This is a genomic window from Allomuricauda sp. TY007 (assembly GCF_010468565.1).
Taxonomy (GTDB): Bacteria; Bacteroidota; Bacteroidia; order Flavobacteriales; family Flavobacteriaceae; genus Flagellimonas.
In genome coordinates, this window is the sequence record NZ_WUEG01000002.1 from 106967 (window position 1) to 124945 (window position 17979).

At 38.0% G+C, this 17979-nt stretch carries 23 protein-coding genes; 10 read left to right on the top strand and 13 right to left on the bottom strand.

What is annotated here, in order from left to right:
* Entirely contained in the window at positions 1-831 is an 831-nt protein-coding gene (locus GO009_RS02340) for a DUF2490 domain-containing protein (protein ID WP_163624559.1), read from the top strand.
* A gap of 33 nt (positions 832-864) precedes the next feature.
* Positions 865-1710 carry an MORN repeat-containing protein gene (locus GO009_RS02345; RefSeq protein ID WP_163624561.1) on the top strand — a complete coding sequence of 282 codons (846 nt, stop codon included), beginning with the start codon at positions 865-867 and terminating at the stop codon, positions 1708-1710.
* Positions 1711-1795: 85 nt separating this feature from the next.
* On the opposite strand, the gene GO009_RS02350 is transcribed toward GO009_RS02345, so the two are convergent.
* Together GO009_RS02350 and GO009_RS17815 are read right to left on the bottom strand one after the other, a co-directional pair.
* Positions 1796-2443 carry a hypothetical protein gene (locus tag GO009_RS02350; protein ID WP_163624563.1) on the bottom strand — a complete coding sequence of 216 codons (648 nt, stop codon included), beginning with the start codon at positions 2441-2443 and terminating at the stop codon, positions 1796-1798.
* Between the two features lie 44 nt (positions 2444-2487).
* Positions 2488-4983 (bottom strand): T9SS type A sorting domain-containing protein, encoded by a 2496-nt coding sequence (locus GO009_RS17815; RefSeq protein WP_163624564.1) that lies wholly within the window; start codon positions 4981-4983, stop codon positions 2488-2490.
* Between the two features lie 519 nt (positions 4984-5502).
* Between GO009_RS17815 and GO009_RS02360 the strand changes: the two genes are divergently transcribed.
* Both GO009_RS02360 and GO009_RS02365 read left to right on the top strand, forming a co-directional pair.
* Entirely contained in the window at positions 5503-6660 is a 1158-nt protein-coding gene (locus tag GO009_RS02360) for an endonuclease/exonuclease/phosphatase family protein (RefSeq protein WP_163624565.1), read from the top strand.
* 113 nt (positions 6661-6773) lie between these two features.
* Positions 6774-7202, top strand: a complete 429-nt coding sequence (locus GO009_RS02365) for a peptidylprolyl isomerase (protein WP_163624566.1) — start codon at positions 6774-6776, stop codon at positions 7200-7202.
* Between the two features lie 90 nt (positions 7203-7292).
* On the opposite strand, the gene GO009_RS02370 is transcribed toward GO009_RS02365, so the two are convergent.
* On the bottom strand, positions 7293-7508 hold the full coding sequence (locus tag GO009_RS02370; protein WP_163624568.1) for a hypothetical protein: 216 nt from the start codon (positions 7506-7508) through the stop codon (positions 7293-7295).
* Between the two features lie 183 nt (positions 7509-7691).
* Here GO009_RS02370 and GO009_RS02375 point away from each other — a divergent pair, with 183 nt between their 5' ends.
* The 5 genes from GO009_RS02375 to GO009_RS02395 all read left to right on the top strand — a co-directional run bounded on the left by GO009_RS02375 (position 7692) and on the right by GO009_RS02395 (position 10298).
* Entirely contained in the window at positions 7692-7898 is a 207-nt protein-coding gene (locus GO009_RS02375; RefSeq protein ID WP_163624570.1) for a helix-turn-helix transcriptional regulator, read from the top strand.
* A 738-nt stretch (positions 7899-8636) separates the two neighbouring features.
* Entirely contained in the window at positions 8637-9086 is a 450-nt protein-coding gene (locus GO009_RS02380; RefSeq protein WP_163624572.1) for a nucleotidyltransferase substrate binding protein, read from the top strand.
* Positions 9083-9400, top strand: coding sequence for a nucleotidyltransferase domain-containing protein (locus GO009_RS02385; RefSeq protein WP_163624574.1), 318 nt, complete (start codon positions 9083-9085; stop codon positions 9398-9400). Before GO009_RS02380 ends, GO009_RS02385 begins: the two co-directional genes overlap by 4 nt.
* Positions 9401-9754: 354 nt before the next feature.
* On the top strand, positions 9755-10012 hold the full coding sequence (locus GO009_RS02390; RefSeq protein WP_163624576.1) for a type II toxin-antitoxin system ParD family antitoxin: 258 nt from the start codon (positions 9755-9757) through the stop codon (positions 10010-10012).
* Entirely contained in the window at positions 9999-10298 is a 300-nt protein-coding gene (locus tag GO009_RS02395) for a type II toxin-antitoxin system RelE/ParE family toxin (RefSeq protein WP_163624578.1), read from the top strand. Before GO009_RS02390 ends, GO009_RS02395 begins: the two co-directional genes overlap by 14 nt.
* Before the next feature lie 222 nt (positions 10299-10520).
* Here the strand turns inward: GO009_RS02395 and GO009_RS17975 are convergent, their stop codons facing one another.
* The gene (locus GO009_RS17975) at positions 10521-10628 is read right to left on the bottom strand and encodes a helix-turn-helix transcriptional regulator (RefSeq protein WP_163624810.1); all 108 of its coding nucleotides are present in this window, start codon (positions 10626-10628) and stop codon (positions 10521-10523) included.
* A gap of 132 nt (positions 10629-10760) precedes the next feature.
* On the opposite strand from GO009_RS17975, the gene GO009_RS02405 reads away from it, so the two are divergent.
* Complete coding sequence (locus GO009_RS02405; protein WP_163624579.1) at positions 10761-12449, top strand: leucine-rich repeat domain-containing protein; 1689 nt, start codon at positions 10761-10763, stop codon at positions 12447-12449.
* 128 nt (positions 12450-12577) lie between these two features.
* Here the strand turns inward: GO009_RS02405 and GO009_RS02410 are convergent, their stop codons facing one another.
* The 9 genes from GO009_RS02410 to GO009_RS02450 all read right to left on the bottom strand — a co-directional run bounded on the left by GO009_RS02410 (position 12578) and on the right by GO009_RS02450 (position 17939).
* Positions 12578-13186: a hypothetical protein gene (locus GO009_RS02410; protein WP_163624581.1), complete on the bottom strand. Its 609-nt coding sequence runs from the start codon at positions 13184-13186 to the stop codon at positions 12578-12580.
* The gene (locus tag GO009_RS02415) at positions 13186-13584 is read right to left on the bottom strand and encodes a 3TM-type holin (protein ID WP_163624583.1); all 399 of its coding nucleotides are present in this window, start codon (positions 13582-13584) and stop codon (positions 13186-13188) included. Before GO009_RS02415 ends, GO009_RS02410 begins: the two co-directional genes overlap by 1 nt.
* Positions 13585-14058: 474 nt before the next feature.
* Positions 14059-14475 (bottom strand): hypothetical protein, encoded by a 417-nt coding sequence (locus GO009_RS02420; protein WP_163624585.1) that lies wholly within the window; start codon positions 14473-14475, stop codon positions 14059-14061.
* 14 nt (positions 14476-14489) lie between these two features.
* Positions 14490-14792, bottom strand: a complete 303-nt coding sequence (locus GO009_RS02425) for a hypothetical protein (RefSeq protein WP_163624587.1) — start codon at positions 14790-14792, stop codon at positions 14490-14492.
* Complete coding sequence (locus GO009_RS02430) at positions 14793-15335, bottom strand: peptidoglycan DD-metalloendopeptidase family protein (RefSeq protein WP_163624588.1); 543 nt, start codon at positions 15333-15335, stop codon at positions 14793-14795.
* Positions 15336-15344: 9 nt separating this feature from the next.
* A complete protein-coding gene (locus tag GO009_RS02435; protein ID WP_163624591.1) occupies positions 15345-15575 on the bottom strand; it encodes a hypothetical protein in 231 nt (76 codons plus the stop codon).
* Positions 15575-16057, bottom strand: a complete 483-nt coding sequence (locus tag GO009_RS02440) for a hypothetical protein (protein ID WP_163624461.1) — start codon at positions 16055-16057, stop codon at positions 15575-15577. Before GO009_RS02440 ends, GO009_RS02435 begins: the two co-directional genes overlap by 1 nt.
* Positions 16058-16317: 260 nt before the next feature.
* Positions 16318-17091, bottom strand: a complete 774-nt coding sequence (locus GO009_RS02445; protein WP_163624592.1) for a hypothetical protein — start codon at positions 17089-17091, stop codon at positions 16318-16320.
* Between the two features lie 92 nt (positions 17092-17183).
* Complete coding sequence (locus GO009_RS02450; RefSeq protein WP_163624594.1) at positions 17184-17939, bottom strand: hypothetical protein; 756 nt, start codon at positions 17937-17939, stop codon at positions 17184-17186.
* Between the last annotated feature and the right edge of the window lie 40 nt (positions 17940-17979).

Consider the following 17979-nt stretch of genomic DNA (forward strand, 5'->3'; position numbering starts at 1 on the left):
ATGGTGAGTTTCAGAAGTAGCTTTTTGGCGGTTGTTTTGATGATTTTCGGATTTGTTGGTACTGTTTACGCACAAGAGTCGGAACCAGAGGTTTTGCCCGAAACATCGCAGTACAAGGATCCCAAAACCAAGGTTTGGATCAATACGTATGGGAACATTAGAATAGGAAAACGGTTCTTTTGGGATGCCCAGACCCATTTTAGGTTTCAAGAAACCAAAAACACCCCTTTTATAGGACAGATAGGTCAAATTTATAACCGACATGCCATTGGGTATATTTTTAACAAAAAGACCAATTTTCGATTGGGTGGGGTAGTGCGCATTAACTTTAACACAGATGAAGAATCGGAAGATAGAAATGTAGTTCCCGAATGGCGTATTTGGCACCAATACCAATTTGCCATGCCCTTTTATTCGGCCATGCTGTATCACCGCATCCGAATAGAACACCGTTGGACCCAGGGCTTTGCAGAGGATAGCGACTATATATTCAGGAACCGTTGGCGCTATATGTTCCGGGCAAAAATCCCATTGAACAACACCAAACTGAGCCCCAAGACTTTTTACGTTGCACCGGAGGCGGAATTAATTATGCAAAGTGGCAAGGAAGTGGTGGCCAGTCCCATGGAGGACCTTCGTTTAACTACCACTGTGGGCTACATTGTAACACCTCGTTTAACCTTTGCAGCGGGTGTTTTGTATTCCCAAGGACAAGAGCGGTACAATGGCGGATATTATCAACAAGGGTGGACGTTGCGCTTTCACATGTACTACTCACCGGACTTTAGGAGGGTAAAAAATAAGTTGCCAGACATCCATTTGACCGATTGAATCGTATTAAATAGTGAACCAAGCAATTAACGCATGAAAATAAAGAAATACCTTCCCTTTGTTCTTTTGGCCCTTGTTACGGCGGGAATGCTGTTCTTCGTAAGCAAATCCATCAAGTTGCAAAAAGAATTTGCCCAAGCTGCGGAGGAAAATAAAATCATTTCGGAAAAGCTTAACGCGTATGAACAATTAACGGAGATAGACTCCTTGTTGCTTCAAGGTGATTATAACACGGCCATTGATTCCTATAATGCTGCCATGAATTTCAAAGAGGAAAACAATAGGGTAATTCCGTTGCGGATTGCATTGGCAGAAAAGCTGAGAAATACCAATACCGGTGTATATGCTGTTCAAAACAGTACAGTAGACGAGCAAGATACGCTTCCCGCTTCGGGTTGGAACGAGGAATTGGCCGTTAGAAAATATGATTCCCTTAGTTTTTCCTTGAAAAAGACCAAGGTGCAATTGGCCCGTTTAAAAAAGCAGCTCCAACAAAAATCGTTTGGGGAGTACCTTACATTTAAGAGCAAAAAGGGAAGTCAAATGCACTACATAGGTCAAGTTAAAGACGGTAAGGCCCATGGCTTTGGTGTTGCTTTGTTGGATACAGGGAGCAGGTATGAAGGCGAATGGCAAAACAATCAGCGACATGGCGAAGGTACTTTTTATTGGCCCGATGGCGAATATTACGTGGGCAACTATAAAAACGATAAACGCAGTGGTTTTGGCAGCTACCATTGGCCCAATGGCGAAAAATACACAGGCGAGTGGGAGGATGACAAGCGTAGCGGAACCGGTAAGTTTTACGATGCAGAAGGCGATGTGGTCGCTGGTGGCGAGTGGAACGACGATAAGCTGGTAGAGGTCAACGAGAAGTAATAATGCACTTTTTGGAATTACATCAAAATTAGGAAATGTACGTAATTGAATTAATTATACTACACCAACTTTATAGTCAGGGGAGTTAGTTTTTTATGGTGATTGAGCTAACAGATATTGAAAAATTGCCAAAACCATCTATACTTTTAACACTAATGCTATACGTTTCTCCTAGATTAACTACGATGGGATCCAAGGTAGTTTCGGCCATACCAGTTTGGTTCACTACGTCTATACCCTTGCTATCTTTTACAAGTATATTGTATGTTAGGGCGTCACCATCTTGATCACTACCTGACCAAGAAACTATTAGTTCGGAAGTTTCACTTTTAAACTCGGTACTTATTTCTGCCGCATAGGGCGCATAATTGGCAACAGACTCACCTGGAGTGGTAAAGGACATTGTATCGCTTTTTGTTTGACCTGCACTATTTTCTGCAGTCACGGTCCATGTATAGGATTTACCTTTGTCCAAAGTGACTTCTACATCTGTTCTGGAAGCACTAATGCTATTCTGGATAACGTTTCCATCAAAAACTTCTAAAACATAACCGGTTGCATTTGAGACACTGCCCCATGTAAAAAGAACAATGGCTTTGGTTTCATCTTGGGGGACTTCGATAAAATCAGAACAAGTTTCTCCATTTGTTGGAAGAATCCCGTTGGGTTTACCTGGGGGCATCACTTCTACCTCTTCAGTTGATGAAGATGATGAGCATGCGCCTACCAGCATCAATAAAATGATTAAAGCTAGAGTTTGACTTATTAAGGACTTTATCATTGTTTAATTATTTTAAATCTTTTGATTTTATCTTCAGCAACCAAGTGAACGACATAAAATCCAGCAGACTGGTTTTCCAAATGAATGGTTTTGTTGTTCAAGGAATTCATTTTTTTACTTAATACAAGTTGGCCAATGGAGTTGTATACGTTTATTTGGTTGATTGTGGTTTCTCCTGAGATGGACAACATGCCCGAGGTAATGGTAGGGTAGACCTGCATTTCGGTTTCCAAGACAAGATTATCTTCTATGGTTCCCTGACATTCACTCTTGCCTGATATATGAACCGTATTGGAATCTTGTAAATTTCGTATCAAAATCTCGTTTTCATCATCAGTACTAAAAGAATAGTGACTTTGGACACCATTAACATCGACTACATACTCTTTGCTACCAGAAACAAGATACTTTGCAACCTTATTGCTTTTGTCGACAATGGTCCTTTTTCCGGATATGTTGTTCATTTCATTGATGGTAAGGCCAAATAACTGTTCATAACGTATTTCAGGTATCGAAACAATCACTTCGTATGAGCCCGGAGCAAGATTATCCAATATAAAATCGACTTCCAGACTTACATTTTCGAAGCTTTCACTAATTCCTTCACCTTCCAAACTGATATCAAAAGCATAACCGGATAGGGTGGTGCCCACTTCTATTCTGGCATTATCCACATTAGGGCATGATTGTGATTTACCAACTACGCTTAACGCGTCCGGAGCTATAAAATCACAACCATCTTCATTAACAGCTATGCCTGGGTAGGTATCGGGGCAAAGATCATGCGCATTGGCGACGCCGTCGTTGTCATCATCAGGAAAAGGAACCACTACTTCGGATACGGGTCTAGACCAAACACTAAATCTATAAGTGCCAGCGAACAATTGTCCATTATTAAGGAAAATACTGGTAGTGCCAAGGTTTCCCATACCGTCGGTGAACGAATACCAAACATCTTGATCTATAGTTGTGGCCTTGAAACCTTTTCGTGTCGCCAAATACAGAACATCTCCCTCAACCGTAATGTTCTCTACTATGCTATAGTCTGTATTTTGGTAGGTGGTCCAAGTTTGGCCCATATCGGAAGATTTATGAAGGCCATAACTGTCTGAAACAAAAAGTTTACCATTGATAATGTCAATATCTTCAATAAAAATAGAATCATTCTCTAAAGTGGTGATGAGATTCCAACTTTGCCCCATATCCGTAGATAGGTAAACATCGCCGTTTCCCGAATCCAGAAGCATTGTAGATCCTTCTAGTGCTATTTTCACATAAGACTCCCCTGAATCCAAACCTTCGGGTACAAAAACATCCCATGTTTCTCCTAAATCCTCGGACAAGTAGATGCCTTCGCCCAGCATTCCTGAGACCAAAACACCATTGCTGTAATCCAATGCAGAGGTAGCGATATTGACACTTGGGTTTATCTTTTTTTCCCAAGTATCACCATTGTCATTGGATAAGAACACCCCTCCACCGGTGGCAATAATTAGTTTATTGTCCACTTCTATCATTTCATGGATAGTGAAAGCGTTTGGTCTGTCGATTCCTGAATTAATAGCGGTCCAGGAGACACCATTGTCAGCAGAACGGAACAGCCCATTACCTCCAGTACCTGTAAAAAGGTAGTAATCATTTGAAGCAAAAGTTGTAATGTTTTGTGTTCTTATGCCTGTATTGTTCCATGTCCAAGACATACCATTATCCAATGATTCATAGTTACCAGAAGTAGAGCTGACTATTATTTTCCCATTTGATATTAGTAAAGACTTCAAAATGCTATAATTGTCAGGGGACAAAACCGAGACCTCACTCCAAGTGGCTCCATTATCGTTTGAATAAAAATATGAACGTGACCCACCAACAGCATATACAGTATTTTGTATGGAAATTAGGTCTGAAATACTTGCGTTCCCGGTGTTCATTGCTACCCATGTACTCAAATTATCATTAGAAACATATACTTCACCAATACCTCCAACATACAATATTCCGTTTTGAGTTGTTAAAGACCATGCGCCATGGGTAAGTCCAGGTATGTCCACTTGTGTCCAGATAGCGCTATTACCATCATTTTCGAAAACCCCGTCTAGTGTGCCTACATATATTTTGGAATTAAATACTACAAAATCGCTGACTTGATAACCTGTAACTCCAGTACTCCAAACTGTCCAATTTTCTCCTGAATCAAGAGATCGATATATTACACCTGTATCCGTACCACCATAAATTGTGGTACCATTGGCAAATACCTTGTAAAATGTAAGGTCCTCAATATCTTTATTTGCGGGAACCCAAGAATTTCCTTCATCTGTTGATTTATAAATACCGTTTCCGACCAAAGCAACATAAATAGTATTGCCATCAGTAGTTAAACTAGTTGCCCCGCCATCTTCCGGTAGACCAGAAATACTTTGGGTCCATGATTCCCCATTATTTGTAGAAGAATGAATTGTATACGAAGAAATCACCAGTAACGTATTGTTCACTTTGATAATATCACCAGTAGCCCCACCCTCAGGCCCCGGTGTAGGTGTCCATTGAGAATGAGAAAGTGCAGTAAAAAAAAATAAACAGAAACAAAGAAATGGTTTGAGGTTGGTCATTTATGTTAAGATTATTACTTCAGATTTGTTAAAGAAAATAAAATTTTATTGAAACCTTATCACAAAATGATAAAAAGCTAATAAAAATCGTCAACTTGACAGCCCTTGTTTAGGATGGGGAGAGGGAAGTTACAAATACAAAAAAGGATACCATTTAAAAGCTTTCTGGTAAACCTTAGGAGAATTAATATTAAGCTTATTTACTCCTTAAAAATTGAGGAAAACCTCTAAAAAACAACGACAAAAACCATTGAATTTTTAAGGTGTTTCACCAAGTGCGTCTTCCAATAAATCAATATCTTTAAGATTGATCGGGTGATTGATTTCGTATCCGTTCCCCCTCGATATTTTAGGTTCAAAAGGTTTCCCATATACATTGTAGAACATCTTTAAAACAAAAACATGTGGTACACGGATCTTAGGCCGGACGAAGAGCTCAGTACCAACCGCTACTTTCTGGTAATGCTCGACAAATACAACGACTACGCCAGGTTGTTGGACAACAAGGGCAAGGAACGCACCATAAAAGGATTGCTAAAACTAAAAGAAGGCCTCATCAACAACATTCCGCCGAAGGGAGTGGACAAAAACCTATTGTTGGCCTCTTGGAACATTAAAAACTTTGGAAGATTAAAGGACCGGACGGCCGAATCACTTTTTTACATAGCGGAGATCATCAATGCGTTCGACATTGTGGCACTGCAAGAAATCAACGGTGACTTAGACCATTTTGACAAGGTAATGAAACTCTTGGGAAGCGATTGGAAATATACCATTAGCGATGTGACCGAAGGTGACGCGGGCAACGAGGAGCGCTTTGGATTTATTTACGATTCGCGGCGGGTGACCCACTCGGGCTTGTCCGGCGAACTGGTAATCCCGGATGAGTTTATCTCGGCAAACCCCATTATAAAACAACTGAAACGCACCCCTACGTTCACTGGTTTTGAAAGTGGATGGAAAAAGTTCTCCATCGTGAGTTTGCATTTGCACCCAGGGGATGGTGCCAACGACCTGGGAGAACCTACGGACAAAGAAATCCGAAAGGAAGAGGTACGGCTCCTGATGCAGCTTTTGGAGCTGAAACTGAACCGTTCTTCCTTAGAGGAACGAAACCTTATTGTGTTGGGCGACACGAATCTATATGAAGCGGACGAGGATATTGTCCAATTAATGAACGACAAAGGTTTTTTTGAAAGTGATGGCCTCAAGGGCAAATACACCAACACGAGCCTCAACCAGATTTATGACCGCATTTTTTTGCATGTTGACCAATATTTTAAAATTGGCAAGGATGAAGATGGGAAGGAGCGGGGAGGCGTCTTTAAATTGTTCGATTATGTGTACAAAAACACCCCGGACGCAATTTCAACATACCACGAGTTGATGTTGAGCCATAAAGATGACCCGTCCACATTGACTTCCGATGAAGCATTCCGGACGTATTTCAACAGGTATTGGAAACGGAACCAGATAAGCGATCACCTGCCCGTATGGTTGGAAATTGAGACCGACAGCACACAGAGCTTCTTAACCAACAAATTGGCACTTTTGGAGTAAAGAATCGGTACAAATACCCGTTTTTAGTGAAACCAATGGGCAACTCCTTCGTTTAACCGTTTTATACCCTGTATATTTGCAACGTTTTGATTTTAAAACTATAAACAAAAATTATGAGTACAGTAAAAGAGAATGACACTGTAAAGGTGCACTACACAGGTAAATTGACCAATGGACAGGTTTTTGACAGTTCGTTGGAGCGCGAACCTATGGAGGTAGCCTTGGGTCAGGGTCAACTTATACCGGGATTTGAAAAAGGACTTATCGATATGGCCGTTAATGAAAAGAAAACCATTACCATTGATAAGGAAGATGCGTATGGAGAGGTCAACGAAGCACTTTTTCAAAAAATCTCAAAATCACAATTGCCCGAAGACCTTAAACCAGAAGTTGGGATGGGATTGGTAGGTTCCAATGCACAAGGGCAAGAACAACAATTTCGTGTTGCAAAAGTAGAAGAGGAAGATATTATTATAGATGCCAACCACCCGTTGGCGGGCCAAGATTTGGTGTTCGACCTTGAAGTGGTCGAGATACTTTAGTGTAACAACTACATTGAGAACAAAAGTGCCCTGTCAATACGATGGGGCTTTTTTTTGGATTTACGTCCTGCTCATGGGTAAACATTTTGCTTACTGTTCCAAATGGATAGCAACGACCGCTTCTTTTAGTTCCATAAGCACATGACACACATTTTGGCGCTCCAGTTCTGAAAAGGCATCCGCGGGGAGATAATGGAACATATAAATGGCCTTGTCCAACCATTGGGTAAAGGACAGCAGGTCGCCTTCGTGGCATTCCTCGAAGTAGGAGAGGAGGGGGAGTAGGTTAATTTCTTTGGGATTCATACTAGAAAGTTATTAACAAGGAGTGAAGTAACTCACACTTATTTATATGTAATTTACACTTAAACAAAGCAAAGTTAAACTTACATAAATAAATTTGAAAAAATAAGGTTTTGTTATATAAATGAAAGTTTAAGTTACATTTTAACAAGTTTGAATTATATCTTGTAGTTTCTTAAAGATATCATGGTAGATAGAATTAACAGGATAAAAGAAGTATTGGTAATACAAGGAAAGTCACAAGTTTGGCTTGCGGAGCAACTTGGAAAAAGCACAACTTCAATAACAGCCATCTGCAATAATAAATCCCAGCCACATTTAAAAGATTTAAAAAAGATCGCTGAAATCCTTGATGTCGATATTCGGGAGCTATTGGTGCCGACAAAAATTTGATTTAAATATTTTGGTCAGAAAATGGCAGTTTAGAAAGTTATACATTAACAAAGACAGCTTAGATGTCAAAAAAGGCAAATATTCGTTGAGGAAAATTGATAGGCGGATATTGAAATATGTGCCAAAGTTATTTGAAATCCTTGGATGGGCAGCTATATTGGGAGTGTTCAGATATATTTCCTTAGACAAAGAATTGATTTCAGCTTTGGTTATCTATGGAATCGGCTTAATACTATTTTCTCTTTACATTCAAGTTTATATTTTCTATGAGGTATTGGGGAAAAGTATTCCAGTAAAAAGGAATTTATTTTTTAATAGGTGCTGTTTCAGGTTTATCTATGTTTTGGCTTTTGGAATCAATAATGCCTCATTTTAGTTAGTATTAATGAAGTTGAAATTGGCCAGAAGAAAATGCGGGCCAGCGTTGGGGTGAACCTGCCTGTCGGCAGACAGGTTTGTGGCTTGCACGTCAGCGCCATTGCCCTGGGCTTTGAGTTGGGGCGTTCAAAAAGCCCTAATAGCGAAGCTATAAGACACAAAGGGCGCGTGGAAGCCTATTTTCTTCTTGATTTTTTGTTTCTTTTTTAGTTCTGCTGAGCACGACCAAAGTATCAAGAAAAAAGAAAGGAACACAAGTAATGTAATCTAGATTACCTAATTTACGGTGTAAATTTGGAACGCGTTATCTGTTTCAATAGGGGAATTAATAAAGTTATTTATAATATATAAAGAATAAAGATGAGTTCGAACTCACAGGATATAAGGTGGCATCAGCGATTGAGTAATTATAGCAAGGCATTATTACAGCTTAATGAAGCTGTTAAAATAGCTAATCAGAGAGCGTTAACCAATCTTGAGCAACAGGGTTTAATCCAGTCCTTTGAATTTACGCATGAGTTAGCATGGAATGTAATGAAGGACTATTTTTATTATCAAGGGAATACAGAAATAAGAGGTAGTAGGGATGCTACACGTGAGGCTTTTAAATTTAATTTAATTAGTCATGGCGATGTTTGGATGGATATGATTGTAAGCCGAAATAAAACGAGTCATACTTATGATGAGGATACGGCTTCTGAAATAACTGAAAATATCATCAATGATTATGCTACATTATTCAACGAATTTCATAGTCAAATGGTAGAATTGAGGGATGGAGAGCAAAATGAAATATTTAAAGAAGAATGAGATACGGTTTAAGTAGTAATACAATACAAAAAATCACCAAGATTTTTAAGAGCAACCCAAATATTCATGAAGCAGTAATTTTTGGGTCCAGGGCAATGGGAAATTATAGAGAGGGCTCGGACATTGATATTACCTTAAAAGGAAATTTAACTTTCGATAATTTATTAAGAATAGAAAGCCAACTTGATGGAGAAATGCTCCCATATAAAATGGATTTGTCAATTTTTGAAAATATCAAAAATCAGGAGTTAATATCTCATATTAATCGAGTTGGAAAAATCTTCTATCAAAAATCTAAAGTTTCAACCAATTAAAAATATTTTAGGTACTCAAAGGAAGGTTGAATCAGATAAAATATAACATGAAGACATTTGTACTATAATGTTCTCGCGTTATGTAACTTGAGCTTTGGTACGGCATAAAAAGGGAAGGTCTGGAAGACCTTTTCTTTTTTGAGCGAGATGGTGCGTTGGCAAAGTTGGTACTGCACTTTCTGAAAAATTTCTTCTAAAAATTTCCTTTTTAATAATATAATGGACACTTTTTATACGACCCGAGGTAGGAGGGAAGGGTAATGTGTGTGGAATGGTATTTTCGTGATATTGTTGAATTATCGAGAAACATTAATTATATTGCACCAATAGTATGATAATTTAAACGCAAAAGATATGGCGGTTGTACGTAAAACGGTAACGTTTACCGAACAACAGGATAAGTGGATAAAGGCGCAAATCGAATCTGGAGATTTCACAAATGATAGTGAATACCTCCGAAATCTGGTACGATTAGACCAGGCCAATAATGCTAGGCTTCTTTCGCTTAAAACAAAACTTGTTGAAGGATTGGAAAGCGGAGTGAGCGAGAAATCCCTACCTGACATCATGCGGGAAGTCGAAGCACGTATGCGGGAAGATGGGCGTTTATAAACTTTCCAATAAAGCCGAAACGGATTTGGCGGAAATGTATGAGTTTGGTATCTACAAATTTGGATTGTTACAAGCTCAAAGATATTTCAATGGTATGCATGAAGTATTCGGAGTGCTTGCGGAAAACATAGATTTAGGATGTGATGCCTCTGAATTTATAGGAGATTTGAAAAGATTCTCCTATAAAGCGCATACTATATTTTATTTTCAAACGACAAGCGGAATTTTTGTTTTGCGAGTGCTGAGCCAGCGCATGGACTATACACATAGCCTCCAAGAAACCTAGGTATCCGCTGAAATTCTTGATAAACTTCCCGCAATTTTACATTGCGTCGGATTATGTTCCGAAAAAGGAACATAATGTTCTCGCGTTATGTTTTTTTGCTTAAGTATAAGCAAAGCTTACTTCCTAAAACTTCCTATTAAAAAATGTAATGGAATACTTTTTATGCGACCCGAGGTTGGAGGGGAGTGTAATGTGTGTGGAATGACAAAAAGCTCAGAACTACTATACCAAATCAACTTTCACCCCTAGCACTTCAGAAATACGTGAAAGTATATCGAGACCTACTGAATATCTTCCCTGTTCAATCCTACTTAAATTGGCAGCGTCAATATTTGCAAATTAAAACCAAGGCATTTGAAACTAGAAATTTCGATAAACACCGATTATTAAAATCTAATTTAAGAAAAATAGTGTTAATTTAAGGCAAGAATTAACCAAACAAACTATCCAAACTATCTCTTAATGAGAACTACAATATTTTTCCTTTTGGCTTCAGCATTTGTACTGATTTCTTGTTCATCCGAATCTACATCCGAAGATTTAATACCCTCAGAAATTGATGGTGTCCATGCATTTCAAATTGATTTTACCGAACTAAAGGCACAGAGTACATCACAAAAAGGTACGGAAAACCTTGAACCTATTTTTGCCTTGATTAGCATAAAAAGTAGTAATGGGAGCTCAATTCTCAAAAGGGAAAGGGTTAATTTGATCCATGTGAACGGAAGTTACAGTACTTCTGAAATAACGTTGAAAGTAGGTAATTATAGGTTAACAGAGTTTATTGTGGTCGATGAGAATGATGTGGTTCTTTCAATGGTGCCATATGAAAGTTCAGCAATGTCACAGTTCGTTGCCAATACTTTGCCCATAGCATTTGAAGTTTCAGAAAATGAAGTAAATAATACACTTACAGAAAACCTGTTTACCGCTGGTTTTACATCCACTGATTTTGGGTATACTGGCTTAAGCTTGGAGTTTCCTGAGATTTCCGATTTTTTTGAATTACATATAGATGAATCCGAACTACAAACAACCAAGACTTTGACTATTAAGTCGCTTACGGGTTCGAATTTTTTGGTGGATTGGGGAGATGGGGTTGTCGATGATTATACTACCTCCACAACCGATACAGAAGAACCAATTGAGCTTGTTCATATTTATGAGACCGCTGGAAATTATACTATAACTATTAATGGTCCCATTGAGGTTATCGAATACTTTACATTTATGGGAGGTGAAATTCCAAATGAGATATATCAATATCAAAATAATTTGGTTTCGGTTGACTTAACTAAATTAAAATTGTTGAAGTATGTGGCGATTAATGAAGGAAGATTATCCACCATCGATGTTTCTGGTAACCCTGTGTTGGAAAACTTAATAGTGTATCGAAATAACCTGACCAGTATTGATTTATCAGGCAACCCGAATTTAAAGCAGATATTTATAATTGAAAATTCCTTGACAAGTTTAGATATCACACAAAATCCAAATTTAGAACGAATCTACGTGTCAGAAAATCAGTTGACAACATTGGATTTGGCTAACAATAAAGATTTGGTGCTAATATCTGCCAATAAAAATCAATTAAGTAGTTTGGATATATCTAATAATACTAAACTAACCCATGTACATTTAGGTAATAACTTACTGACAAATTTAGATACAGCGAATAATGCTGAATTGATTTCCTTGTCTGTTGGATTTAATCAGGTAACTTCTATTGATGTTTCGAACAATCCATTGTTGAAATTCTTGCAAATTAATGAGAACCAAATAAGCAGCTTGGATATTTCGAACAATCTAAATCTCGAAAGGTTGGATGCAAATGACAATTTGTTCACCGAGTTAAATATTTCAAGTAATGAGGCCTTAAAATCTTTAGTGATTGGCAATAACAACTTTCAAGCCATTGATATATCCAACAATCACTTTTTGACTTCATTGCAGCTCACAAACAATCAATTCGATAATGAAATTCTAGATGAAATTATTTCCATCTTGTATGACAATGTTGTATTGTACTCATTAACGGAGGGTACTTTATATTATTGGGAAAACCCAGGTACGGATAATATCGATGCTGGCAGCATAACTAAATTAAATGAAATGTCAGATTCCTACCAATGGAGTATTTACAGCAATTAGACTTGTATCATAATTTACAAAGGGTACAACCGAGTGACAGGTAAGACTATGCTAATATAAGTATTCCAAACAAAAATTATGTTGCCTATTTTAACTTTTTCGATGTATGGCAAAAACAAATTTAATTGTTAGCTAACACCATCAAATAACCAAATAGTCAATACATGCTCTTTCCCTGTTTTGTCAACGATTAAAGCCATTTCAGCAGGAGTAACCTCTAAATTTCTAGTTTGACTACCCCCCATAATCATTAAACTTATTTCCGTGGGAGCAAATACAAAAAGTGATTCACTCAAAAACTTTTTATCCACTATTTGACCATCAGTCAAAGGCTCAGCATCAAGTGCTTGATTAGTATCGCCGTACTTTATTTGGTCAATATAATCAAATGAATAAGAGCCCAAATTATCTGTGTTAAAAACAATTTTTAAAGTTCTATCATCTAACGAAGTCAAAGCATTTTTTAAACTAATCTCATAGCCCGAAAATGTATCATAAATAGGGTTAGGAACATTATCAAATAGAATATCTACACCAGTTTCAAGAATTGGCAAATCCCGATATTGCAAGCCGATATCATTCCTAGGATTATGGAATGAACCATAATAAACCGTTTTCCCATCATTATAAAAGGGATCATCCTTTGATTTAATAATCGGGTTTATGCTTAAAACCTCATTCTCTGAATATAAAGCCCTAACAGCTTTACCAACTTCGCAACAACTAAAATCAATCATTATACTATCTTTTTCACTTTTTCATAGGTTCTATATCCCGACATACCAAGCATACCAAAGATGATGCTTAAAAGTTGCCCTAGTTCCAATGCGGGCAATGGTTCAAGACTCAAACCAATAACAGTTAAAAACCACATCGCCAAATCACGCAAAATAAAATGGTAGAGTAGGGCAGAACCACAGACCCAACCAATGAAAGGACGCCAACCACTAACAAAAATACTTTTGTGCCTGGCTTCAACTTTGTTCAATTCAATTTGTTGGAAATTGGCTTTTTCCAATTCTTTAATAAGTGCTAATTGAAATTCCTGTAGTTTCCTTTCCTTGCCCTTAAAAAGGCTCAGAAACTCAGAACTACCAACAAGCCCCCCAAAAATGCTAAGTATCTCTTTTATCATTTTTATCAAATAATTTTCTAATGTTCAAAACAATAGCGGTAACCAATAGAAGAATGGTTAACCCACTTTCCAAATTGCCCAAATAGCTTGCAACACCTACAAGGCTAAAAACATTGCATTCCCACAACTTAATCATCAACAAACTCTAAAGTATTTCCTGTTTTTAAATTATAGGCTTCCAAAGCGTTATAAGACCGAGCAAATGGAACGAACATTTTTAATGTCTTATTAAAACTCCTTTTCTTATAAATCTGGACCATTAACCTACTTTCCAAATATTCCATCTTGTACCACAAATCAAAAAGATGATTCTCATTAAAGAATGGCAAAGAGCAATATATAAACCACATACGAGCGTTTTTTACATCCTTGGAAGTATGTTGCTCAGTAAGCTTTTTAAACGTCAGCAATTCAATTAAGAACGCCAATATGTAAATGATACCGGAGATGAACGTAGGAACGAAAAGCCCCCACTTAATGAATAGGTAAAAACGGGTTTTTTTCCCTGATTTCTTCTTTTTGACTTTCATACAATGTTTTATTTAATACCTCTGTTAAATTTGAATCATCCCCACCAATTTCACTAAACTCATCAAATGTTGAGTTGTACGGAACAATGCCGAAAGCTGCCTGTACCTTATAGTAATCGGGTAGGCTCAACGGTAACAGATATTCAACTATTTTATCCTCATCCGTTTGCATGGCGTTAACCTCTGCATAAATACTTGAGGCAATCGCTTTGGCCTCATCCGAGGTCAAAGAAGACCCCAAGCCCCTAACTGTATTTGATATGTAGGCAAAAGATTTCCTTAGAATTGACCACAAGGCAACCACAAGAGCCAAGGCAAAGGCCACAAACACCAATATCAAAATGGGATTCGTTTTCCACATTAGTTTAGCCTTTTCTAACATCCGCAACCACAATTTTCAGTACCCTTTGAAACGAGTGCTTCTTTAATGGCGTCCAAGGAATTCACAACCTCCGAGTTATCCACAATAATATCTTTGTCCGAACTGCCAGAGCCACTATCAGTAGAACCGCCACCAGTACCACCCTTTCCAGTTTCTGAGCCAGTACCAGCCTTATTTGACGAACCGCCCTTTAAAAATCCAGCACCATTTTTCCAAAGGAGCCAAATGATCGCCACAACGGAAGCAACACCCAAAGCGATATATATTTGCTTAGCCTTTTTTGTTTTCTTTTTCATTTAAAAAAATATTTCGGGATTGATAAGTGAACCCTTTGCATACAATTCAAAATGAACATGATTGGTCATTGATGAACTATACTTTTTGGTTATATCATCCGCTTTGCACAAAACTTCTTTTTCATTGAACACAGAACCAACAGCAGGAAAATCCTTTACATACATAATCTTTGCTTTGTAATCGGAATACCCACCAGTACCTTGGATTTCTATTAACCTGTATTCATAATCCCCTGCATAGGGGTAACCATGCCTAACAACCTTACAAGGGAAAGGAGCGTAAATATTTTCGTTTGGTTCAACGGCAAAATCCAACCCTCTATGAGAGTGAGAACCACGGGAAGAACCAAAGGAGCCACAGCCCCAAGCATCACACCCACGAAATGCTTTTTTGTAATTCAATAATGTAAACCTCATAAACCTACTTAACATCAAAATTGACAATACAAGACAGCCAATTATTAAGCCGTCTTTTTTTCCAATATATCTGGCCATATAAACACAATCATCAAGGGAATAATGAGAATACCCATCAACACCCAAAAACCTAAATTATCCTTTTTCATTCTCCGTAGTTTCTATGTCCTTTTCCTTTTTAAGTGCCTTTTTTACAACCTCTTTGACCGTCTTTACTGGCTCAGTTTTAACCGTTTCTGAATTTCCCCAAATGTCCTGCAAATCGGCATCAAGACTTTTAAAAGCCCTAGCAATGGCCTGAGCAGAAAGAGCATATTTTTCTATACTCTTTCCATAACTCAGAACCTTTAAAACACCTTTCAACATTATCTAGAGAATTTCCCGAAGTAACCAGTTACTTTAACACCGCCAGAGGTTTGACCAGAACCGTTAGGAGTAATGACCATACCCAAATCAGATAGGACGATAACCCTTGTTTGTTTGTTCATGGAACATGGCACAATCATTTTTTGACCTGTATCACGATAAAATACCTCTGCTATCATAGTGATATAGGTTTTACCTGATGTTTTTGCCGTGTATTCCTGTGAATCCTTGTACGGTGCCACTTTGGCGGTAATCATTCCCTTGGAACGGGATTTGTTCCAAGCGTTTACAATCAAGAAACCCTTAAAATCCCCTTTGGATATAACGGAGTATTTTGCACCACTTCTTTTAGGTGCGGGCTGATTGTTTTGGTAGTTATTGCGGTTATTGTAACCCCTGTTACCACCATTATAATTGTTGTTCCTATAACCTCGATTGTTATAGTTATTTCCGTTGTTATAATTGTTGTTTCTGTATGCCATTATCTACTATTTTGAAAATTTCCTTACATAGATGATTGACGCAAGAACGCCCAGAACAGTTAGGGTTAAATGCCCAACCGTAAGACCCCAAAACAGAGGTTTCATAAAAAATTCCTTTACTTTTTCCATAGTTTTAAATTGTTATTTCTTGAAATATTTGATTATCAATTCGATTATTAGGAACAGACAGAGAGCAGCGAAGCCCAATAAGACCCAACCAATGATATTTATGCCGTCTAATGCATCACTACCCTTTGCCATTACCTAAATAGCTTTTTACCCTTTTTACGCTTTTTGCCATCGGGATTTTTGGCGAACGCAGCAAACAAAGCAGCCACAACCAAAGCAACACCGCCAAACAACTGCACAGACTTATTACCTGCCAAGTCCTTCACATCCTCAACAACATCAACCTTTAATTCAAGCTTGACTTTGGGAACAGTCTTTTTGTAAGGCTTTTTATTGTCCTCGGTACGGTACAAAGTGATTTCCCTAGTAGTAATCGTAGGAACCGCATTAATCTCTTTACAGACTTCTTTGATTGCGTTTACAATAGTTGTTGAGATATAATCATCAACACCTTTTTCAAGGGCAACAAGCCCCCTGAGCGTACAATCCTTAGCAGAATCATATCGCCAACCTATCCAACTTTCCAAAGTTTTACGGGAATCATAATCACTTGCAATATCTCCCCAAAAGTTTTGAAAGAAATTGTTTAGAGAATCCTCTAAATTATTTCGGGTAACGTCCAAGCTTTCCTTAAATTCCTGAGCAATCAGAGAACACCAATAACCCATTTCATTTTCAGCACGGCTAGGAGTCCAAGTTGAACCCCAACAATCCCAACCGTCAGAAAGTGCCTGACCGATGGTTTTTGCAATGGTCTTGGAAGAAATCAACCCACTAAATACCGATGTGATACTGGAAAGCTTTGAAACAGTCGCAAAGACAGTAGAAACACCACCGCCCGCAACATTCCCACCACTATTACCAGTACTTTGAATAGTTGAACCACCATTATATACTAAATTCATTTAAACACTCTTTTGATTAATGAAAACCCCCGCTATAAGATTAAATCTCACAAAACTCCTTATGGCAGGGGAATCCGATAAACGACCAAAATTTATTTTAAAAGCCTTGTTTGAGTAGCTTTATAATCCACGGTTAGGTAATTCAAATCCTCGCTTGCACCTGTATCATGGTGGATTGTGACGGCATCCAATTGGTCAATTGGATAACCAATGTTGTACACGCCATTGGAATAGGTTTGATTTCCAAGATTGTACATACTTGCTTCAAAACTTCTTTGATAAGCCCTCATTTGCTCAAATGAAACCTCAACTTTTCTTGCCTGTGTGGAACCGTCGGCAATCAAATCATTGACCAAGAAGGTCAGTTTTTCAGGGTTTGTATCGCCTGAGAACAATAGGAAGTCAACATTAAGGTAATTTTCAGTACGCTCAGAAACGGTACTTCGCACCTCTCCTTTTTTGATGACCATTGGCGTGCCAAGTTTGGCACTGTCCAAATTGAAAATATCAAAACTTGCACCGCCTAAGTTTGACAATGTTACTTTGTACTTGGTATCATCATCAAAAGGAAGAACACCATCAGCAGAGAATAAAACCAAAGGGTTTTCAGTCCATGCATCATTACCCATATCATAATTGCGTACATGGTCAAGACCCAAATAGCAATAAATGTCAAGTAACTCCTCAATCGTGATTTCTGGAATACGGTTGACATCATTGGCATTTGAAGTTACCAAGTCAACCTTGATTTTTGCCCCCGCAGGAATCTCCTCAAAAATAAGCCCCATACTTGGAGTATCGATTTCAAACGTAGACGTTTGAGCAGCTTGTACGCTGTGTAGTTTCATATTTGTATTGTTTTAATTCTTATAATCAATTACAACACAA